This window comes from Agrobacterium sp. 10MFCol1.1 (genome assembly GCF_000381165.1).
Lineage (GTDB): Bacteria > Pseudomonadota > Alphaproteobacteria > Rhizobiales > Rhizobiaceae > Agrobacterium > Agrobacterium tumefaciens.
This window is the reverse complement of the sequence record NZ_KB906076.1, coordinates 359,935-381,869: the sequence shown is the minus strand read 5'-3', so window position 1 is coordinate 381,869 and position 21,935 is coordinate 359,935. Positions and strand designations below refer to the sequence as shown.

17 protein-coding genes are annotated in these 21,935 nt (G+C 57.1%); 9 read left to right on the top strand and 8 right to left on the bottom strand.

The window, feature by feature from the left end:
• Positions 1 to 609: 609 nt before the first annotated feature.
• From F617_RS0115190 to F617_RS0115180, 3 genes are all read right to left on the bottom strand, one after another.
• Entirely contained in the window at positions 610 to 927 is a 318-nt protein-coding gene (locus F617_RS0115190) for an ATPase inhibitor subunit zeta (protein WP_019565897.1), read from the bottom strand.
• A gap of 166 nt (positions 928 to 1,093) precedes the next feature.
• Positions 1,094 to 1,552, bottom strand: coding sequence for a pyridoxamine 5'-phosphate oxidase family protein (locus tag F617_RS0115185; RefSeq protein ID WP_256379945.1), 459 nt, complete (start codon positions 1,550 to 1,552; stop codon positions 1,094 to 1,096).
• Between the two features lie 551 nt (positions 1,553 to 2,103).
• Positions 2,104 to 3,957 carry an ABC transporter ATP-binding protein gene (locus tag F617_RS0115180; protein WP_019565895.1) on the bottom strand — a complete coding sequence of 618 codons (1,854 nt, stop codon included), beginning with the start codon at positions 3,955 to 3,957 and terminating at the stop codon, positions 2,104 to 2,106.
• Between the two features lie 570 nt (positions 3,958 to 4,527).
• On the opposite strand from F617_RS0115180, the gene F617_RS0115175 reads away from it, so the two are divergent.
• The 3 genes from F617_RS0115175 to F617_RS0115165 all read left to right on the top strand — a co-directional run bounded on the left by F617_RS0115175 (position 4,528) and on the right by F617_RS0115165 (position 6,969).
• Positions 4,528 to 5,421: an AraC family transcriptional regulator gene (locus tag F617_RS0115175; protein ID WP_019565894.1), complete on the top strand. Its 894-nt coding sequence runs from the start codon at positions 4,528 to 4,530 to the stop codon at positions 5,419 to 5,421.
• A gap of 154 nt (positions 5,422 to 5,575) precedes the next feature.
• A complete protein-coding gene (locus tag F617_RS0115170) occupies positions 5,576 to 6,220 on the top strand; it encodes a YbhB/YbcL family Raf kinase inhibitor-like protein (protein WP_236759222.1) in 645 nt (214 codons plus the stop codon).
• A gap of 29 nt (positions 6,221 to 6,249) precedes the next feature.
• Positions 6,250 to 6,969 (top strand): class I SAM-dependent methyltransferase, encoded by a 720-nt coding sequence (locus tag F617_RS0115165; protein WP_019565892.1) that lies wholly within the window; start codon positions 6,250 to 6,252, stop codon positions 6,967 to 6,969.
• Between the two features lie 297 nt (positions 6,970 to 7,266).
• Here the strand turns inward: F617_RS0115165 and htpG are convergent, their stop codons facing one another.
• The 3 genes from htpG to F617_RS0115150 all read right to left on the bottom strand — a co-directional run bounded on the left by htpG (position 7,267) and on the right by F617_RS0115150 (position 12,198).
• Complete coding sequence (gene htpG / locus F617_RS0115160; protein ID WP_026330880.1) at positions 7,267 to 9,159, bottom strand: molecular chaperone HtpG; 1,893 nt, start codon at positions 9,157 to 9,159, stop codon at positions 7,267 to 7,269.
• 202 nt (positions 9,160 to 9,361) lie between these two features.
• Positions 9,362 to 9,580 carry a DUF4172 domain-containing protein gene (locus tag F617_RS0115155; protein WP_034502169.1) on the bottom strand — a complete coding sequence of 73 codons (219 nt, stop codon included), beginning with the start codon at positions 9,578 to 9,580 and terminating at the stop codon, positions 9,362 to 9,364.
• A gap of 365 nt (positions 9,581 to 9,945) precedes the next feature.
• Entirely contained in the window at positions 9,946 to 12,198 is a 2,253-nt protein-coding gene (locus F617_RS0115150) for a TonB-dependent receptor (protein WP_019565890.1), read from the bottom strand.
• A 161-nt stretch (positions 12,199 to 12,359) separates the two neighbouring features.
• Here F617_RS0115150 and F617_RS0115145 point away from each other — a divergent pair, with 161 nt between their 5' ends.
• Positions 12,360 to 13,319 carry an AraC family transcriptional regulator gene (locus tag F617_RS0115145; RefSeq protein ID WP_026330878.1) on the top strand — a complete coding sequence of 320 codons (960 nt, stop codon included), beginning with the start codon at positions 12,360 to 12,362 and terminating at the stop codon, positions 13,317 to 13,319.
• Positions 13,320 to 13,373: 54 nt separating this feature from the next.
• Here the strand turns inward: F617_RS0115145 and F617_RS0115140 are convergent, their stop codons facing one another.
• Together F617_RS0115140 and F617_RS0115135 are read right to left on the bottom strand one after the other, a co-directional pair.
• The gene (locus F617_RS0115140; RefSeq protein WP_019565888.1) at positions 13,374 to 14,657 is read right to left on the bottom strand and encodes a RhtX/FptX family siderophore transporter; all 1,284 of its coding nucleotides are present in this window, start codon (positions 14,655 to 14,657) and stop codon (positions 13,374 to 13,376) included.
• Between the two features lie 343 nt (positions 14,658 to 15,000).
• The gene (locus F617_RS0115135; protein ID WP_019565887.1) at positions 15,001 to 15,939 is read right to left on the bottom strand and encodes an AraC family transcriptional regulator; all 939 of its coding nucleotides are present in this window, start codon (positions 15,937 to 15,939) and stop codon (positions 15,001 to 15,003) included.
• A gap of 135 nt (positions 15,940 to 16,074) precedes the next feature.
• On the opposite strand from F617_RS0115135, the gene F617_RS0115130 reads away from it, so the two are divergent.
• From F617_RS0115130 to F617_RS0115110, 5 genes are all read left to right on the top strand, one after another.
• Positions 16,075 to 17,325, top strand: coding sequence for a sugar ABC transporter substrate-binding protein (locus F617_RS0115130; protein WP_019565886.1), 1,251 nt, complete (start codon positions 16,075 to 16,077; stop codon positions 17,323 to 17,325).
• A gap of 67 nt (positions 17,326 to 17,392) precedes the next feature.
• Positions 17,393 to 18,256, top strand: coding sequence for a carbohydrate ABC transporter permease (locus F617_RS0115125; protein WP_003516941.1), 864 nt, complete (start codon positions 17,393 to 17,395; stop codon positions 18,254 to 18,256).
• Positions 18,253 to 19,071, top strand: coding sequence for a carbohydrate ABC transporter permease (locus F617_RS0115120; protein ID WP_003516943.1), 819 nt, complete (start codon positions 18,253 to 18,255; stop codon positions 19,069 to 19,071). The genes F617_RS0115125 and F617_RS0115120 overlap by 4 nt, the downstream gene beginning before the upstream one ends.
• Before the next feature lie 7 nt (positions 19,072 to 19,078).
• Positions 19,079 to 20,125 carry an NAD(P)-dependent alcohol dehydrogenase gene (locus tag F617_RS0115115; RefSeq protein WP_019565885.1) on the top strand — a complete coding sequence of 349 codons (1,047 nt, stop codon included), beginning with the start codon at positions 19,079 to 19,081 and terminating at the stop codon, positions 20,123 to 20,125.
• Positions 20,125 to 21,174, top strand: coding sequence for an ABC transporter ATP-binding protein (locus F617_RS0115110; RefSeq protein ID WP_003516945.1), 1,050 nt, complete (start codon positions 20,125 to 20,127; stop codon positions 21,172 to 21,174). The genes F617_RS0115115 and F617_RS0115110 overlap by 1 nt, the downstream gene beginning before the upstream one ends.
• Positions 21,175 to 21,935 lie beyond the last annotated feature (761 nt).

Here is a 21,935-nt window from a genome sequence, read left to right as displayed (position 1 = left end):
GTCAATGGACCATTCGATGAAATTCCGGTGGGAAAGGGTAACCTGTGAGCGACACCGCTAGCCAGCACGCGAAAATTCTGCCGTGCCCGCAGTCCTGCGGTGCAGGTGTGGCCTAGTGCAAGTCACCCGTACATTTTGGAAACGGTGCGACATGGAAAAGAAGCGCCAAAGTGCACACGGGTTAAAAAGTCACGCAATCATTCGCGACAAAATAAACGCCTGACGCCGCCAAAGCTGGACTTCCTGCAGCCTAAACCCTGTTCAGGCATCGACGTATGACTACAGAATTACCTTCCGATCGAATACACCACGCAAGGCTTGCACTCGATCGACAGCCGCTTCTTTTTGATCTTTCCATTTGATCTCATGCCTGAGATTATCCAGCCCTTCTCGACGTGGACTTCCGCCGCATCGTGAGAAATATCTGTGTTCCAGTTGATCGTGATGAACTTAAGCTTGGCGGGCTCATCATCAGCCGTCAGCTTCGCACTGACACTCGTTTCGGCAAAGGCCGCTAAGTATCAGCGGTCGCTTTACGCATTCTGCTTCAACTACCCAACTCGATCCGACACGTTGATGTTTGTCTCACGATGGAATGGTCTAGTTCGTCTATTGGTTCACCGAGCCTTCAACGTCCCTTACCGCATCGGCAAAGCATTTTTGCATTTTGTGCCGTATCAAATTACGTGTATCCGAAAGCCCGAGGATCGCCAGATCGCTTTCCAGTTTTTTCAAGACACCCTCGTCGCCCCGTGCAAAATCAGCTTCGATAATGTCCTCAAGACAACGCGCGATATCGCGACCGAGCAGCGTGGCCACCCAACTCGCCAGCATTTTGTCACGCCTAGCGCGAATTCTGAACGGTTTCTCAGCCATCAGGACATATTGCCTCTCTGCAGCTCTCTCGCGTTCATCGTAGATCGTCATGGTACGTTTCTCCCCAAATCGCGGCCTTCGTGATCACCCGAATCTGGCCGATTGCGCAGAAAGTGCGGCAGAAATCTCGACCCGTCGGCGCCCAAAGCAACAAACGCCCCATGTACTCGCCGACAAAACTGCTGCGGACAGGTCAGTGCACAAAATCCAGCGTCGCCTATTGCGACAAAACACGCTCCGGCTGGCCCTCTCTCGCCTCTCTACCACTCAAAGTCACGATATCCAGTGCGAAAAAGACGTGTGGAGAGGTTCCTCGACGAGGTTCAGATCGAGGTTTCAGGGCGCCGGGTTCCCACCAGTCAAAGTGTCCCGCAAGCAACTCCCAGGCATGTAAGCGTTCCCGAACTGGAGGGTCTTCGTCTGGCAACTCCCGAAAAGACGCGTCGACTATCACGCTCGCCCATTGATGCGCACCTTCCGGCGTGTCGATCTGCAAACAGGCACGCGGGTTTGACCGAAGGAATTCAAGTTTCTTTCCTGGCATTGTAAACGCGTAAAGGCTGTTTCCTGAATAGGCGTAATATATCGGAACAACGTAAGGGATATTATCCCTCGCACACGCCATTCGCGCCAGCCTCTGGACTGCGATCACGGCGAGACACTCGTTGTGCGTCATTTCTCGGACCAGCATCGCTTCCCTCCCGTACTCAGAAATGGAGCTTGCATCTGAAGATGTACAAACGTCGCTCCGCCACGCGGGAAATCCCGCGTCCGAAGTACTTTTTCCGTTTCTACATTTTCATCTCGGTGCAGCGTATCCATTAGTAAATAGAAATATCAGCCATCCGCCATTGACCTTTATCAATCGCAGAACCTTATGACGACGCAGAGCCCGTAAATCAGCACGGAACATTGACCCCTTTTTCTATCCGATTTTCGCCTCCTGTGGGCGATGAGGTTTGATCGCCGAGCGCTGGACGGGTTCCATAGTTGTGCCAGGTGCGTGCTGGCCACCCCAATCCAGCAGGATCAATTTGCGATATCGATTTGAGTTGTCCTTTGGCCACGATTGACCGGAGGAAGAACGCGCCACGCTCAGGTTAAACAGGGAGCCGAGTCTGCTGCCCTTTGGAGAAGCAACACTATTCACCGTGAAGCAGACCATCTGTTCAGCAAACAATTCCGAAATGCGTCGCGAATAACTGGGGTTTTATCGCAAACGCGGGTTCAGTTGATGTCGTCAGGAATAAATCCACCCGTCTGCCGCTGCCACAGCCGCGCGAAAAGACCATTGGTTTCAATTAACTCCCCCGGCGGGCCTTCCTCTATTATGCGGCCGTTTTCGAGCACGACGATGCGGTCCATGCTGGAGATGGTCGATAGGCGGTGGGCAATGGCGATAACCGTCTTGCCTTGCATCACAAGATCAAGTTTCTCCTGAATCGCGGCTTCGGATTCACTGTCGAGGGCCGAAGTTGCTTCATCGAGGATCAGGATCGGAGCGTTTTTCAGGAGAACGCGGGCGATCGCGACACGCTGGCGTTGGCCGCCGGACAGCTTGATGCCGCGGTCACCGACGTAAGCGTCGTAGCCCTTGCGGCCATCGCTATCGGAGAGTTCTGTTATGAAGGTGTCGGCAGCAGCCATTCTGGCGACATCTTCCACCTCCTGCGCGCTCGCCTCCGGCCGCCCATAGCGGATATTATCGCCGACCGAACGATGCAGCAGCGACACATCCTGGGCTATAACGCCAATCACGCGGCGCAGACTTGATTGTGTGACCGAGCGAATATCCTTGTCGTCGATCAGGATCGCGCCGTCCTGGATATCGTAGAAGCGCAGCAGGAGATTGGCGAGTGTGGTCTTGCCAGCCCCCGATAGCCCGACGAGTCCAACCTTTTCACCGGGACGGATCGTCAGCGAGAGATCATCGATAACCGGCTTGCCAGTCTTGTAGGCGAAACGGACGTTCTCGAAACGGATTTCGCCATGGCGAATGGTAAGATCCGCTGCGTCTGGACGATCGGTGATGGTGGGCGGTGTCGTCATGACGGGCATGGCGTCCTTGATCGTACCGACTGCCTGGAAGATCTGTTGGCCCATCTGTAGGAACGTGAAGGTGTGAGCAGACAGCCGGCTGAGGACGTAAACGGCAGCCGTGAATTCGCCGATCGTGACGAAACCATCGACAAGCCCGGTAAATCCGATCGAGAGTATCGCCAGCCAGTGCATCATGTTGAGGACAACGACAATGACCTCCGAGGTGCGGTAGATCCGCTGTTCACTTTGTTGGGCACTGATGGCCTTGGCAATAATGCCGCGGATAGCGCCCGCCTCGCTGTCTTCGGCGGCAAACTGCTTCACCATCTGCATATTGCCGTAGAGATCGGTGATCGCGCCAGAAATCAGGCTGCGCCGCTTGGCGGAACGGCGCGAGCGCTCGGTAAATACAGGTGCCAGCCTGATAGCGAGCAGAACGTTAAGCGTGATCCAGACGATGGTCGGCAAGGCGAGCTGCCAGGAGAGAGCGCTCAAGAGAATGACCGACCCAGCCATTTGCATCACGAAGCGCGGGATGGACTGGAAGGCCGATATGATCTGCTGCTGCACGGCAGAGGCCACCTGCTGCAGACGTGAGGCGACCTGACCAGCATAGAGATCATGGAAAAAGGCCAGATCCTGCCGCTCCACCGCCTTGTGGCCCTGCCACTGAATGGCGGCAGGCATACCAATGCCAAGCGTATGCGAGTTCAGCGTGTTGACGAGAAAGGAGCCAAGCGGGATTGCGGGAAAGAGCATCAGGCCAAGCAAGGTCAGAAGCAACCATTCATTGTGCAGGAAGGCGCTTGCGCCCTGTTGCGTCACGCCATCAACGATGACCGATAGCCCCCAAATAATCGTCAGATTCATGGCCTCGATTGCCATTGTGGAAAGGGCGAGCACGAGCAAGATGCCGCGGAACATCCGGATGAAGTGCAGGAGAACAGCCACCGGGCCTTTCGCGGGCAACGGCTGATAGGGGATGTCGAGGGGTTGGATCAGCGTTTCAAAGGGTCGATAGATCGTATCGGAAATCGACATCAGGGCTCGAACTCCAATTGAGGAAAGATCAGAGGGTCTCGGCATATTTTAGCATTTCTGCGACGGCATCAATTATGACCTCGTTCCCAAGCCGACGTCCGGCACGAGCCAACGCCACGAATCCAACACATCTCGGCCAGCAACTCCATCATACCGAAACATAAGTGACCGCTTTGGGATGCACCTCTGCCGGATCGAATGGGCGACCCGACGGTCCAAAACGGAAGTTATTTTCGCCTTGGGCCGGGACCGGACTGTCTGATTTATGGCGGCGAGAGTGAAATAGCTGCCGTCAAACGCGGTGAACACTTTGACTGCTTCTGAACGTAATTCCAACCGTTTAGGCGTCCAGCACTCTGCGTTCAGGCGCGCGATGACAACCTCTACGACCAAGATAACGGCGCTTTGCCGGCTTGCAATATCCGACCATTTCAGACGTTGTAGCCCTCCAAAAGATCGCCAATGGCAGACAGTACCTTTCCGTTTTCAGCGCCCTTCGGCGGCATATCGACAGCGACTTGATTTCAACATAGCAATGACGCCTGATCCAATTTCGAGATAGCTTGTTCAATGCGTGACAGCGACAAAACACTACGGCGGCGTCTCGTTTACGCCCTTCGTCCGCTGGCCGAGCGCGACACGCGCTTGATGCTCGAAAACGAAGATCCACCGTTCATCTCGGCCTTCGTCGCCCGTCACAGGGAAACCATTTCCGAGCTCAGCATGCCCGCAGCCGGCCTCGTCATCGTCATCGAAGGCCGCAAAGAAGTGCTGTGGGGCGCGAAACGCGATATCTACCACGCCGGCGACGCCTTCGTGCTGCCGGCCGGTGCGGAGGTTGATGTTGTGAATGAACCAGATGCCGACACTGGCGTCTATCGCGCCCTCTTCGTCCGCTTCTCTCGCACCCTGGTCATTGAGGCGGCACGCCTTTGGCCGCAACTCACCAAGCGCGACATACCCCTCGGCTCGCCCATCACGATCAGTCCGACGCTCTGCTCGGCAATCATCCATAGTGGTGAGGCGCTGGCGGGTACGCTCGACCTTTCCCGGCGCGTCGTAGATCACCGTGTTCTCGAGGTTCTGCTTATCCTGGCCGAACAGGGTGCGCTGCCATTGATGCCCAAATATGTCGACCGCTCAGTCACAGAAGCAGTGCGCCTCCTGATCCGCCACCGGCTCGATCACGCGTGGTCAACCGCCGCGGTCGCCGCGTCCCTGTCGATGTCAGAGGCCACCCTGCGGCGGCGACTACGGGACGAAAACCACTCACTACGTGCGCTGCTGCTCACCGAAAGAATGCATGCCGCTTACCTCATACTCTCGGATCGGGATGCCGATGTCGCCGACGCAATAGCCGCTACCGGCTACGCATCGCGTTCACACTTCTCGCGGCACTTCCAGGATGCCTTCGGACAGGCTCCTTCGACCGTTCGCAGGGCACGTAAAAAACCATTAGCCTGACCGCTTCAGGCTCATTGCTGATCAGATCGGGCCCACCCGCATTGGCATCGTTCCCTATGCTCGACTGAAATCAAACAGGCGAGACGAGATGAACAGGAATAAAAGAAGCATATGCGCCGCCATTGTGGCCGCCGCATTTTCGGCGACAGCGCCCATGGCCGCGGACTCCACGCTGTCCGTAAAGATCGAAGGGCTTGACGGTTATGGCCGGTTTTCAGATTCCGCCGCCTTCTGCCCGCCCGGAAAAGGGGCGAAGGACGTGAGCCCGGGGGTCTCATGGTCGGCAGGCCCAGAGGGCACCAGATCTTATGTGTTACTGATGACCGATCCGGACGTACCACTCGATTTTAGCCTCATCAATAAACCTGGCACCACGATTCCAGACGACGCGCCGCGGATCAACGTTTTCCACTGGGTTTTGGCCGATATTCCCGCCGGCATCATATCCATCGGCGAAGGTACGGAAAGCGATGGTCTCGTGCTGGGCGGCAAGCCGGTCGGATTGACACCACACGGACTGCGCGGCGCCAATGTCTATACGAGTTTTCTGGCCAAAACTGATGGCATGGCAGGCACCTATGGTGGTTACGACGGCCCCTGCCCGCCCATAAACGATCAGCGCGTTCACCGCTACATCCTTGAAGTGGTCGCGCTCGACGTTGTGACACTGGGCCTTGCGGGGCCGTTCACTGGCGAAGACGTGGAAAAAGCCATGGCTGGCCACATCCTTGCAAGCGGCAAGGCGACAGCGACATATTCATTGAACCCGAGCCTGATCCCCGCCGCCACGGCGAAGTAGATTACAATCCCAAAAGGTTCAGACACACCATGGCACCGATAAATGTTTCGTCCTTACCCGTCTTCAATCGGGATGCATCCGGCTACGACGCCCTTCGGCGCGGCCTTATTCCCTGTTTCGATACGTTTTACGGGACAGCGCTCGACTTGATCGACGACTGGCGGGACGCCGAGAAACTGCGTGTGCTCGATCTTGGCGCTGGCACTGGCCTTTTCACGGCAATGCTGCTGGCCCGCCACCCCGATGCCCAGATCCACCTCGTCGATGCCTCCGAAAAGATGCTCGAGCAGGCCCGGCAACGCTTCGATGGCAATCCGGCCATTACCTATGCCGTGGCCGACATGTCCGATACCGAACTCGGCGGTCCGTGGGATCTCATCATCTCAGCGCTGGCGATCCATCATCTGGAAGACGCCGCGAAAAAGCATCTCTTCGGTGAAATTCGGAGCGCCTTGTCGGAGGGTGGCCTGTTCGTCAACGCCGAGCAGGTCCTCGGCCATGATTGCGAGGTAGAGGCCCGTTACGCCCGTATCTGGCTGCAACAGGTCAGGAGGCTGGGCGTACCAGAAGAGGAAATCACCAAAGCGCTCGAGCGGATGTCCCACGATCGTTGCTCCCCTATCGAGAACCAGTTGCAATGGATGCACGATACGGGATTTTCCGAGGTGGACTGCAGCTTCAAAGCATGGCGTTTCGCGGTGCTCAGTGGTCGGCGTCAGGGCGAGCCGCAAGCCACTACGAACTTTTGAGATAGCAGCAAGACCTGGCATCAGCGGTTTATGAAATCTGCAGGGGTTCTATAACGGGCCCCTGGCAGTTTACAGTTCCAATGATGACTTATGGTGGGCTCTGCAGTGCAGTTGCATCTTCCAGAGGGTAAAGCGGCACTGAAGGGGCTGTGCCGGGCGCAATTGGCGCTGTCATGATGCATCATCTGAGAAAACGCAGTCACACTCATTGATAACCTGCGCACCATCGGCAACCACCGATCGTCCTCTTCGGCCGAGTGTTGGCAAGGCAGCCAAAGGCCGCCTTGCAAAGGCTTGTCACTTACCGGATCTCATCGCAAGGGCAAATAACCTAGCCTGCCGATCGGCGAACGCGCGCGGGTTGGCTGGTTTGTCCCCGTCAAGGATGCGGGCTTCGTCAAGCAAAAGCCACGCAGCATCCTCGCGAAACGCCTGATCGTCCATTGAAGCAATGTTTTTCACAAGTTCGCTCTGCCCATTGATCTCCAAGATCGGCTTCGACGTTGTTTGCAACCGCCCGGCGCCTTTCAGGAGTTTTTCGAGTTGGCGGTCGGGGCCATAATCCGACGCCACAAGGCAGACCGCACTTTCGGTCAACCGATCAGAAATACGCACGTCAGCGACCTCCTCACCAAGGGCGCTTCGCGCGAAATCGATGAAGGCTCCAACCTCGGGAGAAGCTTGCCGACCAGCCTCATCAGCGCCTCCCTCCCCGGCAACAGTGTTCAGATCGGCAAGACCTTGGGTGACAGATTTAAATGGCTTGCCTTCAAAATCTGGCACATTGGTCGGCCAAAAGTTATCGACACCATCTGTAAGCAGGAGGACTTCGATCCCTTTGGCCCGGAAACCCTCAAGGTGCGGCGACGATTTCAGCTGGTCCAAAGTGGAGCCGCTAATATAGTAGATCGCCGATTGTCCTTCCCTCATCGTGGCCAGGTAGTCAGCCAGGCTGCGTGTCGCCTCGCCCGATACGGTGCTGCGGAAGCGTGCCAGCTTCAGCAACTGTGAGCGCCGTTCGAAGTCCTCGTAGATGCCTTCCTTGAGAATAGCCCCGAACATATCCCAGAACTTGGCAAAGGTCTCGCCGTCGTGCTCGGCCATCTTCTCCAGCGCGGAAAGGATCCGGCTCGTCACGCCCTTTTTGATGGCCGCGAGGACCGGACTTTCCTGGATCATCTCGCGGGAGATGTTGAGCGGCAGATCCGAAGTATCAACGATGCCACGGACGAAGCGCAGATAGCGCGGTAGCAGTTCGGCATCATCGGTTATGAAGACGCGCTTCACATAGAGCTTCATCCGACCGTGTCGGTCCGGATCAAACACATCGAATGGCTGAGAACCGGGTATAAAGGCAAGAGTCGTATATTCGTGTCGGCCCTCAGCGCGGAAATGGACGTTACTCAGCGGCTCGTCGTACTGGCCTGAAACGCTCCGATAGAAATCGACATAATCCTGCTTGGATATTTCGTTCTTCTGCTTGATCCAGAGCGCTGCACCATCGGATACCTGTGAGGGCTCGGCACCCTCCTTCTCGACCAGACGGATAGGTACGGGGACGTGGCCGGACTGGTTTCGAATGATCTCCTCCACCGTCCATTTGCTCGTATATTTCTTTGCATCTTCCAAGAGATGTAACACGACGCGAGTACCGCGTGTCGGTGCTTGTCCCGGATCGACCGCAGCAATGTCATAGCTTCCTTTGCCGTCGGATGACCATTTCCAGGCCTCGTCCTTGCCGGCGCGGCGCGAGATTACTTCGACCCGGTGAGCGACCATGAACGATGAATAGAAGCCGACGCCGAACTGGCCGATCAGTTGCGCTTTCTCTCCAGCTTTGGCCGCCTCAAGCCGATCCATGAATGCTTTTGTCCCCGAGCGCGCGATCGTACCGAGCGCGTCGATCATCTCGTCGCGGTCCATGCCGATGCCGCTGTCTTCGACAACGAGTGTCTGCGCCTCTTCATTGAGCGTCACGAGAATTCCCGGCTGGATCCCATCGGCCGAGAGTTGCGGCTTGGAAATCGACTCATACCGCAGCTTTTCGCAGGCATCCGCCGCGTTCGAGATCAATTCGCGCAGGAATACATCTTTGTCCGAGTAGACCGAATGCACCATCATGTGCAGAAGTCGGCTGACATCGGCTTCGAATACGTGTTGCTCGGGCTGGCGCTCTTGTACGGTCGTCATTGATACCTCCATTGCACATAAATCGCCGGTCAAATGGTTTTTCCAGAGTCATATTTCAAGCGCTATCTACCGCTTGCGCCAGCGTTCCTGGATCGTCTTTCGACTAGATTGTTTCCGATTGTCAGTTTTCGTGAGCCTTTAAGATTGCGCCAACAACCTCCGCGCAAATAGTGCTGCGAAAAAGATGACATTCGGTAGCTTTTTACCGGTAAGTCAGCAGAGATATAACCGTTACCGACCGAAACTCCGGCGCAATGATGACTGGACACTCACGCGGTCCATAAATTCCCCCCTCAACTTCTGAGGTCTTGACCGCTTCATCGCCCAGCAACTCGATACAACGTTGTTTGCTGTTGTCCTCGTTGAAATGGCGAACAGCACCGATAACCTCGCCGTCCCGGAGAACGGGCGCCTGCCCCATCCTATCGTTCCACATTGCAGATGCCGTAAAGTTGGGCCGCAAATTCGTCTTGAAGCCCTGCCCGGCCATTGTCCGACAGCGTCAGAAATCGAAGCGCGGGAGGCGGCTCCCAGACACTCGATGTCTGACGCATTGCCGACATGTCACCAACCGCGATCTTTTCACCACTGCGAGCCTTAGAAATATCGAAACTGCCGCTTATCCTTCAGCGCCCGCGCCCAGAACGCGCGCGCCCTCCCGATAAGCCCGCTGTTCCGCAGCCATGGAGATTGAAGGCACCATAGCAGGTCAGACCGGTCATTGCGCTGACCTGGCGGCGCGTGGCGGGAGTAAAGATCCCCGCCATATGCCGCCCTGATGATCCATCAGAAAACTTTCGTCAATGAAACGGCGAATGTGCGTCCGCGTCCCTTGTAGTCAAACACGGCTTCATTGGCCAAAGCACCATAAAGCGCGTTGGCGCGCGCGCCCCATATGGTTGTGTAATCCTTGTCGAACAGGTTCATCACGCCGAAGCGAAGCGTTGTGTCCTGCGCTTCGAAGCGATAGGCACCCGTTAGATCGAACAGGGTGTAACCATCAATCTTCCGGCTGTCGTCGTCGCTGAGATTGAAGGCATGTTGCCCGGCCAGCTTGATGTTGAAGTTATCTTTCGTCCAGCCAATATAGCTGCCGAGCTTGGAAACACTGGCGGTACCGATGCTTTCCTTCTCCCAGTTACCGTCAGACTTGATTTCCGACTTCACCCAGTGACCGGATGCGCCAACATCAAACCCGTAATCCAGTGTCGCGCTGGCGCTGGCCTCTAGACCATAGACACGTCGCTCACGATCAACGACATCAACAGCCAGGGTCGTGCGGTTCAACTCGATGGATCGGTTGGAGAGCGAGTAATATGCCGCGGTCTGGAAGCTGAAGCTATCGTCATTGAAACGATAACCGACTTCAAAAGAGTTGGTCTTGATCGCCTGGAGTGCGGAGTCGGCAACATTGACGCTATCCAGGAGGACGTAACGGCCTCCGACAAGCCTATAGCTCCCGATCCCGTAATATTTTGCCGGGTCAGGAAGCTCGAAACCCTGGCCGAAATTGGCATAGATTTGCTGCGTATCGGTCAGCTCATAGGTCGCGCCGGCGTTAAACAGAGCCGCATCGTAGCTGACTTCCCCGCCGGGAATGGGATCCACAGAGGAGCCGACCCGGTTGAGAACGGCGACCTGCTGTGCCGCGCCGGCGAAGCTCGATACGTCGGTGGTGACATATTGATAACGCACACCACCATTGACCGTCAGCCGGTCCGTCGCCTCATAAGATCCCTGGATGAAACCGGCCAGGGTCGAGACATCGATGTCGGGATAAAGCCCGGTAATGCCGCGTGTCCTGAAGTCCATCGCACCGGTCGTCGCGACTGTCAGGAAATCGAACACGTTCTGTTTGGAACTCAGCGAATCCCGGTCGGCGTCGATGCCATATGTCACCTTAAGCTCGTCCAGCGGCTCCGAGATCATCGCTGCCTTCAGGCTATAGTAATCGGTATCCTGCGAGCTGCCACCGAAATAGACGAAGGGGGAGAAAATCGCACTACCGGGAAACGGGTGGAACCGGATTTCTTCCCGCCGGAAACTGCCCTGCAGAAGCAGTTCCTGCCCCAGGAAATCATTGTCGGTGTAAGTCGCGTTTACCATGGTTCGGCGCGTGCGCGGGTCGAAATCCGATCGGTATCCGTCCCGCGTTTCAACCAGGTTGGAATTGCGGATCCCGGCAAGGCCTGCGCCAAGATAAAGCCCGAATGGCGAATCCTGGGCGCTGTCATAAAACTGGCCGGACACCTCAAGGCGCCTGTCGTCATCAATCTGCAAACCGACACTACCCATGAAATCGATGCGCTTGTTGAATGCTGTGGAAGTCTGGGTAATATCGGGGGTGAGCATCGTGCCGGAGCCGTCGTAAAAGCCTCCCGTCTGGTTGCCGGCGATGGAGAAACGCGCATCCCAGTTTTCGCTGTTATAGGTCACGGCACCTGCACCGTTGCGGTCAAGGTCACGGGTACGGCCAAAGCCACTGCCAAGGCCCGCCGTCACTTCACCGCGCAAACCGTCCGGCGCATCTTTCCCCTTCTTCGTGATGATGTTGATGACACCACCTGTTGCATTGCCGCCATAGATTGCCGTCGCACCAGACAGAACCTCGACACGCTCGACATTGAAGGGATCGATTGCATCGAACTGGCGGCTCAGGGAGCGTGCCGAGTTCATCGAAACACCATCGATGAGAATGAGGGCCGTGCGTCCCCGCAGGTTCTGGCCATAGGCTGTGCGCGCACCTTCGCTGGCGGGATCGAAACTTGGAACTCTCTCAGCAAGAATCTGCTGAAGCGACTTGCCTGAACGGGCTTCGGCCTCGATGGCCTGTGCATCAACGACATAAATCGTTCGCGCCGTCCGCGAGATTTGCTGGGGTATACGGTTGCCACTTACAACGATCGGCTCCAGCACCGTAGAACCATTGTCTGACTGCGCGTTCTGAGACGTATCCTGCGCCTGAACGGCGTTGTTGCCGCTCCCGATTGCGACGACGATAGCCACAAGACTAACGCCGACATTCCATTTTCCGATCATGTCGCCCCCAATGCGCAAAAAATATCTTCCAAGTCGTGCCCCGGAAAATACAAGACTGTTTTGATCATGTTTTATGCGCTATGAAACCGCCGGGCTTGGATGGGAACGAACCCGATTTGGATAGATGCGAACATCAACAGCAAAGACAGGTTTGATTTTTCATGGAAGTAGTCCGCCCCCTGAAACTTGGAACCCTCTCGCTACCTGATCCAGAAAGCAGACTGGTCTGCCGCACAATCCTTCTGGACATGTTGGGAGAAGCAACGATCACCGTTGAAGACGGTGATCTGGCGGGTGTTACCGGCCTTGTCTGGAAACACGAAAACCTTTCTCTCGCAACCGTTTACCTGCCCAAAACACCCTTGCGACTGACAGCTCATGGGATCGGCAGGCCTGATATCGCGATGTTGCGTGCAACTGACGGAACCTTAATTGTCCATCATCGCAAGCACACTTTCGAACTGGAACCCCGTGATGTCATCATCCTTCCCACGGATATGGCATCGGAAATTATTTTGCCAGAAGGCGGGCGCCTCGACTGCGCCCATCTTCCCCATGCCGCCCTCACCCTTGCACGAAAGTCGATCGACCGGATCTTGTTGCGGCCCTTTTCAGCAGAATGCCTGCCATTGCAGTTGTTGACCCACTATGCAGGATATCTTCTTCAACAGGACCATCAGGACAAAGAGCATGCCACCATGATGGTGGCGCACTTCTACTCCCTGCTTCCCGTTCTCGCCCGATATGGGAACGAGGTTGCGCCTTCGGCAGTTCCGCAAAACCGCATTGAAGCGATCAAGGCGATGGTTGAGGAAAATCTTGCCGACGGTGCGTTTTCGATAGCTGATGTGGCACGCACCGAAGGCATCACACCGCGCGCGATCCAGAAACTTTTCAGTCGGACAGGCACGACCTTTTCGCGCTACGTGCTGGAGCGGCGGCTGGTGCTCGCCAAGAGCCTGATTCTTGCCGAGAACACCGCAACTCCGATCAGCCAGATCGTCTACAGCGTCGGTTTCAACGACCTGTCATATTTCAATCGCACCTTCCGCAGTCGTTACGGAATACGCCCTACAGACCTTCGCCGCATGACGGCGCCTGACGGGGCAAAAAACCTGTGAGGAATTAAGGCGTCTCGTGACACCGCTGCAAAGCGTTACTCCGGCCGCTTGTCATCATCGCCGTAACGACGCGCCTGAACCGCGTCCGATCCTTCCAAGGAACCAGACGGAAAGTCCCATTCCGACAAGCGAAAGAACTGTTGCCGTCGAAAACAGCGCGGAATAACCCATCCGGTCGGCAACCAGGCCGGCTGCGGATGCACCAACCATGTAGACGACCAGTTCGGCACAGGTGAGAATGGTAAAATCCGTTCCTGGCTGATCGTCCGAAGAGTTCTTCATGAAGAATGAATAGATGGCGACCAGCTCCATGTAGCGGATCAGCGTCTGGAATGCCGAGGCCGACATCGCCACCCACATGCCGGGCCAGACGCCGGACGCATTCAGGGTGAAGGCGAGGAAACACAAGCTTCTGAGGCCACCCAGCAGGATAAGCGTTGTCGTCAGGCCAACCTTGCGGATAATGGAGGCAGCGATACCCACGCCGATCAGGCCCGCAGTTGCCGCCGCTCCGCCAGAGAGGTAACCGATCCAGTCAGCCGGGACCTTGCTGTCAACCAGATAGGTGCCTTCCATCCCGCGCACGAGACCTTCGCTCGCCCGGTATGTCAGCGCAAATCCGAGGATCAGCCAGGCACTCGGACGGCGGAAGAAACCAGCAAGGCTTGCGCGTTTTTTTTCTTTGCCAACCGTGGGCGCTTCCGGCTGCATCGCGAGGGCTGCAAGAAGGGGCAGCAACGACAGCGCGGCTACCAGCAGTATCATCGTGCGCCATCCCGCGACATGAAACACCACCAGTGCCGCCGTCCCGCCAACGATTACGCCCAGCGCTACGGCACCCGCCTGCACGGCATTACCCAGCGAGCGCGTCTTGTCGGTCAGGCATCTTACGGCGTAGCCGTCGGTTGCAATATCCTGGATTGAGGAGACAAGCGTGATCGATATGCAGATTGCAAAAAGGACCGTGGCATCGCTCGGATCCACCAGCGTCATGGAAGCGATACCGGCGCTGACGAGAAGCTGGGTCGGCACAACCCAGCCGCGGCGATGGCCGAGCTTGGGTAACGGAGACCATCGATCCACCAACGGTGCGACCGCAAATTTCAGGATGAGCGGCAGCATCAGCAACGAAAACAGCCCGATAGATGTGCGCGATGCCCCACTCTCGCGCATGATCGGCGGCAGGGCCACCAAAAGCAGATACGTCGGTATCCCCTGAGCGAGGTAAAGACCGCCCAGCACATACATCAACCGCCGCTCGAACGTCGAAGTCGAAGTCGAAACGGTGTCGCCAGGAATCGCGTCGTCGATTTGGGCCATTGCAAGAACCGAATTCATGAGCCCGGAACACCACAGACCCAGGTAAGGTTTTCAGCGCTTCAAACGCCGGTCTGTCCCGGAGCGTAAACAGGAGTATTTTTTAATCGTCTTTATCTCACCGGCAAGCAAATGCTTGGATATGGGCGAACCCGAATAGGACAATTGCGAACAGCCGCTCGATGCGACAGAGCTGAAGCAACAAATGCAGCGGCCGGCTGCCACCCCCCTCGCAAGACTGGTTCAGGGAAATGGAGATGCCAGTTTTGTTGTTAGCGAAGAGGCCGACATATCGAAGCGGCGGGGATACGATAAAAACCGATTGCAGCCCCAGGGATCGATGATATCTCGGCGCGACCACCCCTTAAATGGACTTAACCGGGACTCCTCCAATGACGGACTTGGCTCTTATGCGCGCGGCCTTTCGGTAGGCCCGGGGCGTGAGTCCCATCTCCATCCGGAAATAGCGATTGAAGTTCGACAGGTTGTTGAAGCCCGCCTCGAAACAGATATCGGTGATCGATATTTCGGTCTCCGCGAGAAGGGTTCTTGCTCGCCAGACGCGGACGGATCGGCTGTAGTCAGAAAAGTTCATGCCGGTTAGACGCCGAAAGGCACGCGAGAAGGCGGACGGCTCGAAACCAACCATCACAGCCACTTCATGCATCTGCGCACCAGGATCCGATTGCAGGATCTGGATTGCCTGGTCGATCCGGCGGTGCCTGCGGTCCGACACCTGGTTATAGACCGCTATGAAGTGTTCGCTGGCGAGCAACCTCTTTTCGGTGGCCGCTTCGATTGCCTCCAGTATCTCTAAAAACAGCCCGAGCCCACCACGGTGTCCCACCGCGTGAAGCTCGAGAATCTTCGCTCCAATCAAGAGCGCGTCGGCGCCCAGAACCTCGATCCCCCGTTGGGCCAGAGGCTTCAGCCGGTGGAGCACTTCAAACTCTGGGCATACTGCGCGAATACCGATCAGGGCATCCGCGTCGAATTGCAGGACCATGTCTCGGCCTGGCAAAGCCGGTGCACCGGGTGTGATCCAGTTGTGCGGCAGATTTGTCCCGGTTAGCACCAGATGCCCGGGCCGAAACGGGCCGATATAGTCCCCCACATAAGCAAATCCTGAAGCGTCAGGGATGAAGTGAATCTCCCATTCGGGATGATAGTTCCAAATGCAGATCGGATTGGGATAGTCGTCCCTCCGGATCAGATAGGAAGCGCCTCCGGGTAAGACGATCTGCTCGCGCGTGGCGGTGAAAGTCTCAGAGACTGTTTGAGGAAAGTCTGATGCAATAGGCATTCAATTGCTCATGTTACAGCGCACAAATGTCAATATAATACCAGTTCTGTGACGGAGGCAAACTAGTACGCGCCCGTCGCTTGCGTAAATGTGGGCTGGTCGATGGCAAGGGAGTTGCCATTCAGGGAGGACATCATGACACTCAACGCTCTCCGCGCCGGTTGCGCGGTTATCGCCATATTTGCAGCATCCAGCGCTTTTGCCGCCGCACAATGCACCAGCGACGTGCGTGTCCTGGCGCAGCCGCGCGACGGACTGACCCTTCTCGAAAAATATGTCGATGAGTTCGAAGAGCTCTCCGGCGCAGGCTTCGAGATCAGTTATCTCAACGAGAACGATCGCCGCGCGAAGTCGCAGGCCGACGCCTCGACGGTCGGAAGCTTCAACGTCTATTATGTTGATGAAGCCAATCTGGCGCTTTTTGCCTCGTCTGGCTGGATCGTCCCGCTTGATGGCTTTTATCCATCCGAATACGACTACAAAGACTTCGACGCCGGTATGCGCGCAGCTGCGACCTACGACGGCAAAGAGTGGTTTGCACCGGTGCAGGGTGGCGGCGACCTGATGGTCTACCGCACCGACCTCCTAGAAAAGGCAGGCATCGCGTCGCCGAAGACCTGGGACGAATATTTCGCAGCCGTGCAGAAGCTGCATGATCCGGCCAACGGCGTCTACGGCACTGCGCTTCGCGGACAGCGCGGTTCAGGCGCCAACGTCTGGCGCTGGATGCCGTTCTTCAAAGCAAACGGTGGCGAGTGGTTCAAGGACGGCAAGCCGGCCTTCAATTCGGATGCCGCGGTAAAGGCGACCGAAACCTATCTCGAGCTCTTCAAATATTCGGCGCCGGGCACGCAGACCGGCTCTTGGGACGAGTCCACCGGCGCCTTCCGCTCCGGCAAGGTGGCGATCATCATCGAATCCGCACCCCTTGGCGGCATGTCCGTCGATAAGGCACAGAGCCAGGTTGCAGACAAGGTTGCGTTCTCCGTTCCGCCGTCGCCGCTGCCTGGGGCCGGCTACGCCCATGGTTTTGCAATCGCGTCCAAGGCCAACAAGACAGATGAGGAAAAGGCCTGTGCCGGTCTCTTTGTTGCCTGGGCAACATCCAAGGAACAGGAAGCCCGCCGCCTCGCCGCCGGCCAGCCGGGCGAGTTGACGCGCACAAGCACCTATCAGAGCCCGGAATACGCCAAGACCTTTGGCCAGAACCTTGCCGACGCCATGGCGGCGACCGGTCAAAAGACCACAGTCACCTTCTGGCAGGATCCGCGCTGGCAGGAATTGGGCAACCAGTGGGGCATCATGCTGGAAGAGCTGATCACCGGTAGCCGCACTGACATCAAGGCGACGCTGAACGACCTAGAAGCCTTCGCAGCCAAACTCTGACGCCTCCCAAGCCGTCTGACGGGCGCGTCTGATGACGCGCCCCCTTTTCCCAATCCGAGGATCTGCCATGCGCCGAGGCCGCTCGCTGCCTTACGTCTTTCTTGGGCCCAGTTTGGGTATCCTGATCATTCTGGCGCTCGTGCCGACGATCTACGCTATCAATATATCCCTGCAGAACCGGACCCTTTCGGCACCCGATGCAGACTATGTCTGGTTAGCCAATTATCTGGCGCTGTTTTCGGATGCCCGTTTCCTGAACGCGCTCTGGGTATCTTTCAAGTGGGAGGTTATCAGCGTCTCGTTGACCATGGTGACGGGGGTTGCGCTCGGGATTGCCATGTTCGAGGCAGCGAGCCCCCGTATGCGCAACGTCCTCTGCGTGCTCTTCATCATTCCCGTTCTCCTGCCACGCGTGTGCGCCGCATTTGTGTGGAAGTTCGCCTTTCATCCGCTCTACGGCGCGCTGACCTGGCCGGTCCGGGAGCTCACCGGCATCACGCCCGACATTCTGTCGACGCCGCTCGGCGCCCTCCTTGCTGTTGCTTTCGTCGACGTCTGGCAATGGGGCTTGTTCTTTTCAGTGATCATCTTGAAGCTTCTCGAATCCCTGCCGCCTCAGCCGCTGGAAGCCGCACGCATAGATCGGGCGACCCGCTTCGAAATCCATCGTTTCGTGACCCTGCCGATGCTGAAAGCACCCTTGATCAGTCTGCTGCTGGTCAAGGCGATCGAGAGTCTTCGCTCCTTCGACCTCGTTTACGTCATGACGCGCGGCGGTCCCGGCATCTCAACCGAGACGCTTGACATGTATGCCTATTCCCAAGGCTTCATAGAAGCTGGCAAGATCTCCTATGCGTCCTCCATGGCCGTCATCATGATGGTCCTGACCATCGTCACCTTTACCTTTACCTGGAAGAGGCTGAACCGATGAAGATCTCCACCTTTCTGCTCAGGCTTTTGTTGGTTCTTGCCGCTGCACTTGTCGTGCTGCCACTCCTATGGACCCTGCTAAACGCCTTCAAGACCAATGCCGATCTGCTGGTGTCAACGCCAAAGCTTATCTTCCAGCCTGTCTTCGACAATATGAGTTATGTGCTCAATCGCCGCTCGGTGGCGCGCGCACTTACCAATTCGTTGATCATCTGCTCGAGTGCGGTCGTGCTTGGCGCCGTGCTCGGTGTACCGGCGGCCTATGTGATTGCCCGGTTCAAGAACAGGATCACGGCGGAGGCGCAGTTCTTCGTTCTGTCACTGCGCTTTCTGCCGCCCGTCGCGATCGCTATTCCCATGCTGGTCATCTGGCTCGGTCTTGATCTCTATGACACCCGGCTGTCGTTGATCGTGACCTATCTCATTGTGACAGCCTCGATCACTATCTGGCTTTCCGTGCCGGCTTTCGAGCGTGTCAGCCTTCACGTTGAAGAAGCTGCCCGGGTGGATGGGCTTGGCCCTTATGCGACCTTCTTCCGCATCGCCCTGCCGATTGCCCGTTTCCAGGTCTTCGGCGCCATTGCCTTCTCCTTCGTCCTTGTCTGGAACGAGTTCCTGCTTGCCATGATGCTCACGACCTCGAAGGCAAAGACCCTGCCGATCATCGCGTCCGAGATGTCGCAGCTCGGCATGAATGTGCCCTGGGGTATTCTGAACGCCGCCGTCGTCCTGTTGTCGCTGCCACCTCTGATCCTGCTCGGAGTGCTTGCCGGTGGCCTCAACGCCGCATTTTCCAAGAAAACTGACCAAGGTTGACTGACCCATGAAAGCACTTGTCCTCGAACATGTCGGCGAACTTTCCCTGCGCGATATCGAAATTCCTCAAGAGTTGGGGCCGGATGACGTTCGCATTCGTATCCATACTGTTGGCGTCTGCGGCAGCGACGTGCATTATTACACCCATGGTCGCATCGGTGACTTCGTCGTGAACGCGCCCATGGTTCTCGGCCACGAGGCGGCTGGAACCGTCACCGAGACCGGCGCCAACGTCACCCATCTGAAGCCCGGCGACCGCGTCTGCATGGAACCGGGCATCCCCGATCCGAAATCGCGTGCGTCGCGGCTCGGCCTCTACAATGTTGATCCTGCCGTGACATTCTGGGCAACGCCGCCAGTGCACGGCGTCTTGTGCCCGGAGACAGTCCATCCGGCAAGTTTCACCTACAAGCTGCCTGACAATGTATCCTTCGCGGAAGGCGCGATGGTTGAACCATTTGCCGTGGGCATGCAGGCGGCCGCCCGGGCAAAGATCACGCCCGGCGATACGGCGGTTGTTACAGGCTGCGGAACCATCGGCATCATGGTGGCACTGGCTGCCCTTGCCGGCGGCTGCTCGCGAGTGCTGATCTCGGACATTTCCGCAACAAAGCTTAAACTGGCCGAAAGTTATGGCGGCATCACTGGTATCAACCTCAAGGAGGTCGATCTCATTGAGACCGTCAGCGAGGCGACAGAAGGCTGGGGAGCCGATATCGTCTTTGAATGCTCCGGCGCACCGGCCGCGGTCCGTGATCTCTTCAAGGTCGTGCGCCCGGGCGGGACAGTGGTTATCGTCGGCCTGCCGCCGGAACCCGTCGCGGTAGACCTTGCGGCGGCCTGCTTCCGCGAATGCCGTATTGAAACGGTTTTCCGCTACGCCAACGTGTTTGACCGTGCCCTGGCGCTGATCGCCGCAGGCAAGGTCGACCTGAAGCCATTGGTTTCCGGCACCTATGCCTTTGATCAATCGATCAAGGCCTTCGAAAGGGCGGCCGAAGGCCGGCCAGAGGACGTGAAGCTGCAGATCGTCGTGGACGGGGAGACGAAGTGATGGCCACTGTTGAGTGCCGGGGGATCAGGAAGGTCTATGGTTCGCTTGAGGTCATGCGGGATTTTGACCTGAAGATCGACAACCACGAATTCGTCGTCTTTCTCGGCCCGTCAGGCTGCGGAAAATCCACCATGCTGCGGATGATTGCCGGGCTTGAAGAGATTTCAGGCGGGGATCTGCTCATCGGTGGCGAGCGGATGAACGATCGCGATCCGGGTGACCGGGGCATCGCCATGGTGTTCCAGAACTACGCGCTTTACCCCCATATGAGCGTGCGGGACAATATCACTTTCGGTCTCGAGAGGGCCGGAATAGGAAAAGCCGCGATCGATCAGCGCCTGGCGCCTGTGGTCGACGCGCTCGGTCTTGGCGTCTATCTTGCGCGCAAGCCGACGGAACTGTCCGGCGGACAGCAGCAGCGTGTGGCCATCGCCCGCGCCATGATCAAGACCCCGGAGGTCTTCCTGTTTGACGAACCGCTTTCCAACCTTGATGCCAAGCTGCGCGGCAGCCTGCGGGTCGAGATCGCGCGCCTCCACCGCGACCTGAAAACGACAAGCATATATGTCACTCACGACCAACTCGAAGCCATGACGCTTGCCGACCGTATTGTCCTGATGAAGGACGGCCGTATTGAGCAAATGGGCACGCCCGAAGAAATTTATCAGGCGCCTCGGACAGTGTTTGCTGCCGGCTTCATAGGCACACCGAACATGAATTTCCTTCAGTTGCAGATGACGCAGGAGTGGCTCGGCGACAATCTTGTCAGGTTTACAGCTCCGGCAGGCCTACGCTCGGGTGAGGTTACCGTTGGAATTCGGCCCGGATCATTTCGCATAAACCAGGATGCTCAAGCCTTTCGCGGCACCGTCGAGCGGAACGAGTTCCACGGTGAGACACGTCTGATCTGCCTGAAAAACGACCGCCACGAGATCAATATTTCTGTTCCTGCAGACATAAGACCCGCCATCGGCGAGGTGCTTGGTGTTGAAGTGGCATCGTCTGACCTACACGTGTTTGATCCCGGCACCGGACTGAGGTTGATTTAGACCCACTCAGGTGGGACCTTCAATCACGTCGCGCAGGGCAACTGGACGGCTACAATCCGCCTGGCCTTTGGCAGATGGCCTGTGACCGGGGCCGCAAAACGTCATTCGATCCTGGTAGGGTCGGTTACCCTGAAGAGACGGGCAGCGCCAGGCATTTACCGACGAGCAGTTCATTGGGATATTGAAAGAGCAGGATAGCGACTGATATCAGCCGTAAACACGCAATATGCAGGCTGCGATTTATGACCGAACGGTTGCCATACCGAGCGGCCTTACCAGTGAGGTCGGCAAGCATGACCTAAACCTCCCGGGCGGTGAAAGACGGCCAATTGCCATGGCAAGAACCTTCTTCTGGTCCTGCTCTTATTTTCCTTACTGAGGCCAGCCCAGCGTGAAACGACGGAACCGACAGCCCGTGCCGGCGACGTCACTATAACCGCGATCACCCATCGTACAGCATTAATCACTATGAAGGATCAAGTGATCAACTGAGGCGGCAGAGAGATGAGGCCGCAGCAAAAATGCGGGCGGGCATACACGAAATGGATCGGCGGATGTACTGCCCGCTGTTGATCTACTCACGCCATCAAAAGAGCAAACGAAATATTCAGTTGAACTCTCGTGAGAGTTTCAATCCGGCGGCGCTTGCAATCATCGCCGCTGTCCGTTTCGGACACATCCTGACAACGGATCAGCATCCCCCGATTCAACGGCAGAAATGACCCCGTAGTTTTAGCGATCCGGCTGGTCGCTCAAATCTT

Excerpts from the sequence above, each read along its gene's own strand:
- F617_RS0115190 (WP_019565897.1), bottom strand. The coding sequence starts at position 927 with ATGACGATCTACGATGAACGCGAGAGAGCTGCAGAGAGGCAATATGTC.
- F617_RS0115185 (WP_256379945.1), bottom strand. The coding sequence starts at position 1,552 with ATGACGCACAACGAGTGTCTCGCCGTGATCGCAGTCCAGAGGCTGGCG.
- F617_RS0115180 (WP_019565895.1), bottom strand. The coding sequence starts at position 3,957 with ATGTCGATTTCCGATACGATCTATCGACCCTTTGAAACGCTGATCCAA.
- F617_RS0115175 (WP_019565894.1), top strand. The coding sequence starts at position 4,528 with ATGCGTGACAGCGACAAAACACTACGGCGGCGTCTCGTTTACGCCCTT.
- F617_RS0115170 (WP_236759222.1), top strand. The coding sequence starts at position 5,576 with ATGGCCGCGGACTCCACGCTGTCCGTAAAGATCGAAGGGCTTGACGGT.
- F617_RS0115165 (WP_019565892.1), top strand. The coding sequence starts at position 6,250 with ATGGCACCGATAAATGTTTCGTCCTTACCCGTCTTCAATCGGGATGCA.
- htpG (WP_026330880.1), bottom strand. The coding sequence starts at position 9,159 with ATGACGACCGTACAAGAGCGCCAGCCCGAGCAACACGTATTCGAAGCC.
- F617_RS0115155 (WP_034502169.1), bottom strand. The coding sequence starts at position 9,580 with ATGGGGCAGGCGCCCGTTCTCCGGGACGGCGAGGTTATCGGTGCTGTT.
- F617_RS0115150 (WP_019565890.1), bottom strand. The coding sequence starts at position 12,198 with ATGATCGGAAAATGGAATGTCGGCGTTAGTCTTGTGGCTATCGTCGTC.
- F617_RS0115145 (WP_026330878.1), top strand. The coding sequence starts at position 12,360 with ATGGAAGTAGTCCGCCCCCTGAAACTTGGAACCCTCTCGCTACCTGAT.
- F617_RS0115140 (WP_019565888.1), bottom strand. The coding sequence starts at position 14,657 with ATGAATTCGGTTCTTGCAATGGCCCAAATCGACGACGCGATTCCTGGC.
- F617_RS0115135 (WP_019565887.1), bottom strand. The coding sequence starts at position 15,939 with ATGCCTATTGCATCAGACTTTCCTCAAACAGTCTCTGAGACTTTCACC.
- F617_RS0115130 (WP_019565886.1), top strand. The coding sequence starts at position 16,075 with ATGACACTCAACGCTCTCCGCGCCGGTTGCGCGGTTATCGCCATATTT.
- F617_RS0115125 (WP_003516941.1), top strand. The coding sequence starts at position 17,393 with ATGCGCCGAGGCCGCTCGCTGCCTTACGTCTTTCTTGGGCCCAGTTTG.
- F617_RS0115120 (WP_003516943.1), top strand. The coding sequence starts at position 18,253 with ATGAAGATCTCCACCTTTCTGCTCAGGCTTTTGTTGGTTCTTGCCGCT.
- F617_RS0115115 (WP_019565885.1), top strand. The coding sequence starts at position 19,079 with ATGAAAGCACTTGTCCTCGAACATGTCGGCGAACTTTCCCTGCGCGAT.
- F617_RS0115110 (WP_003516945.1), top strand. The coding sequence starts at position 20,125 with ATGGCCACTGTTGAGTGCCGGGGGATCAGGAAGGTCTATGGTTCGCTT.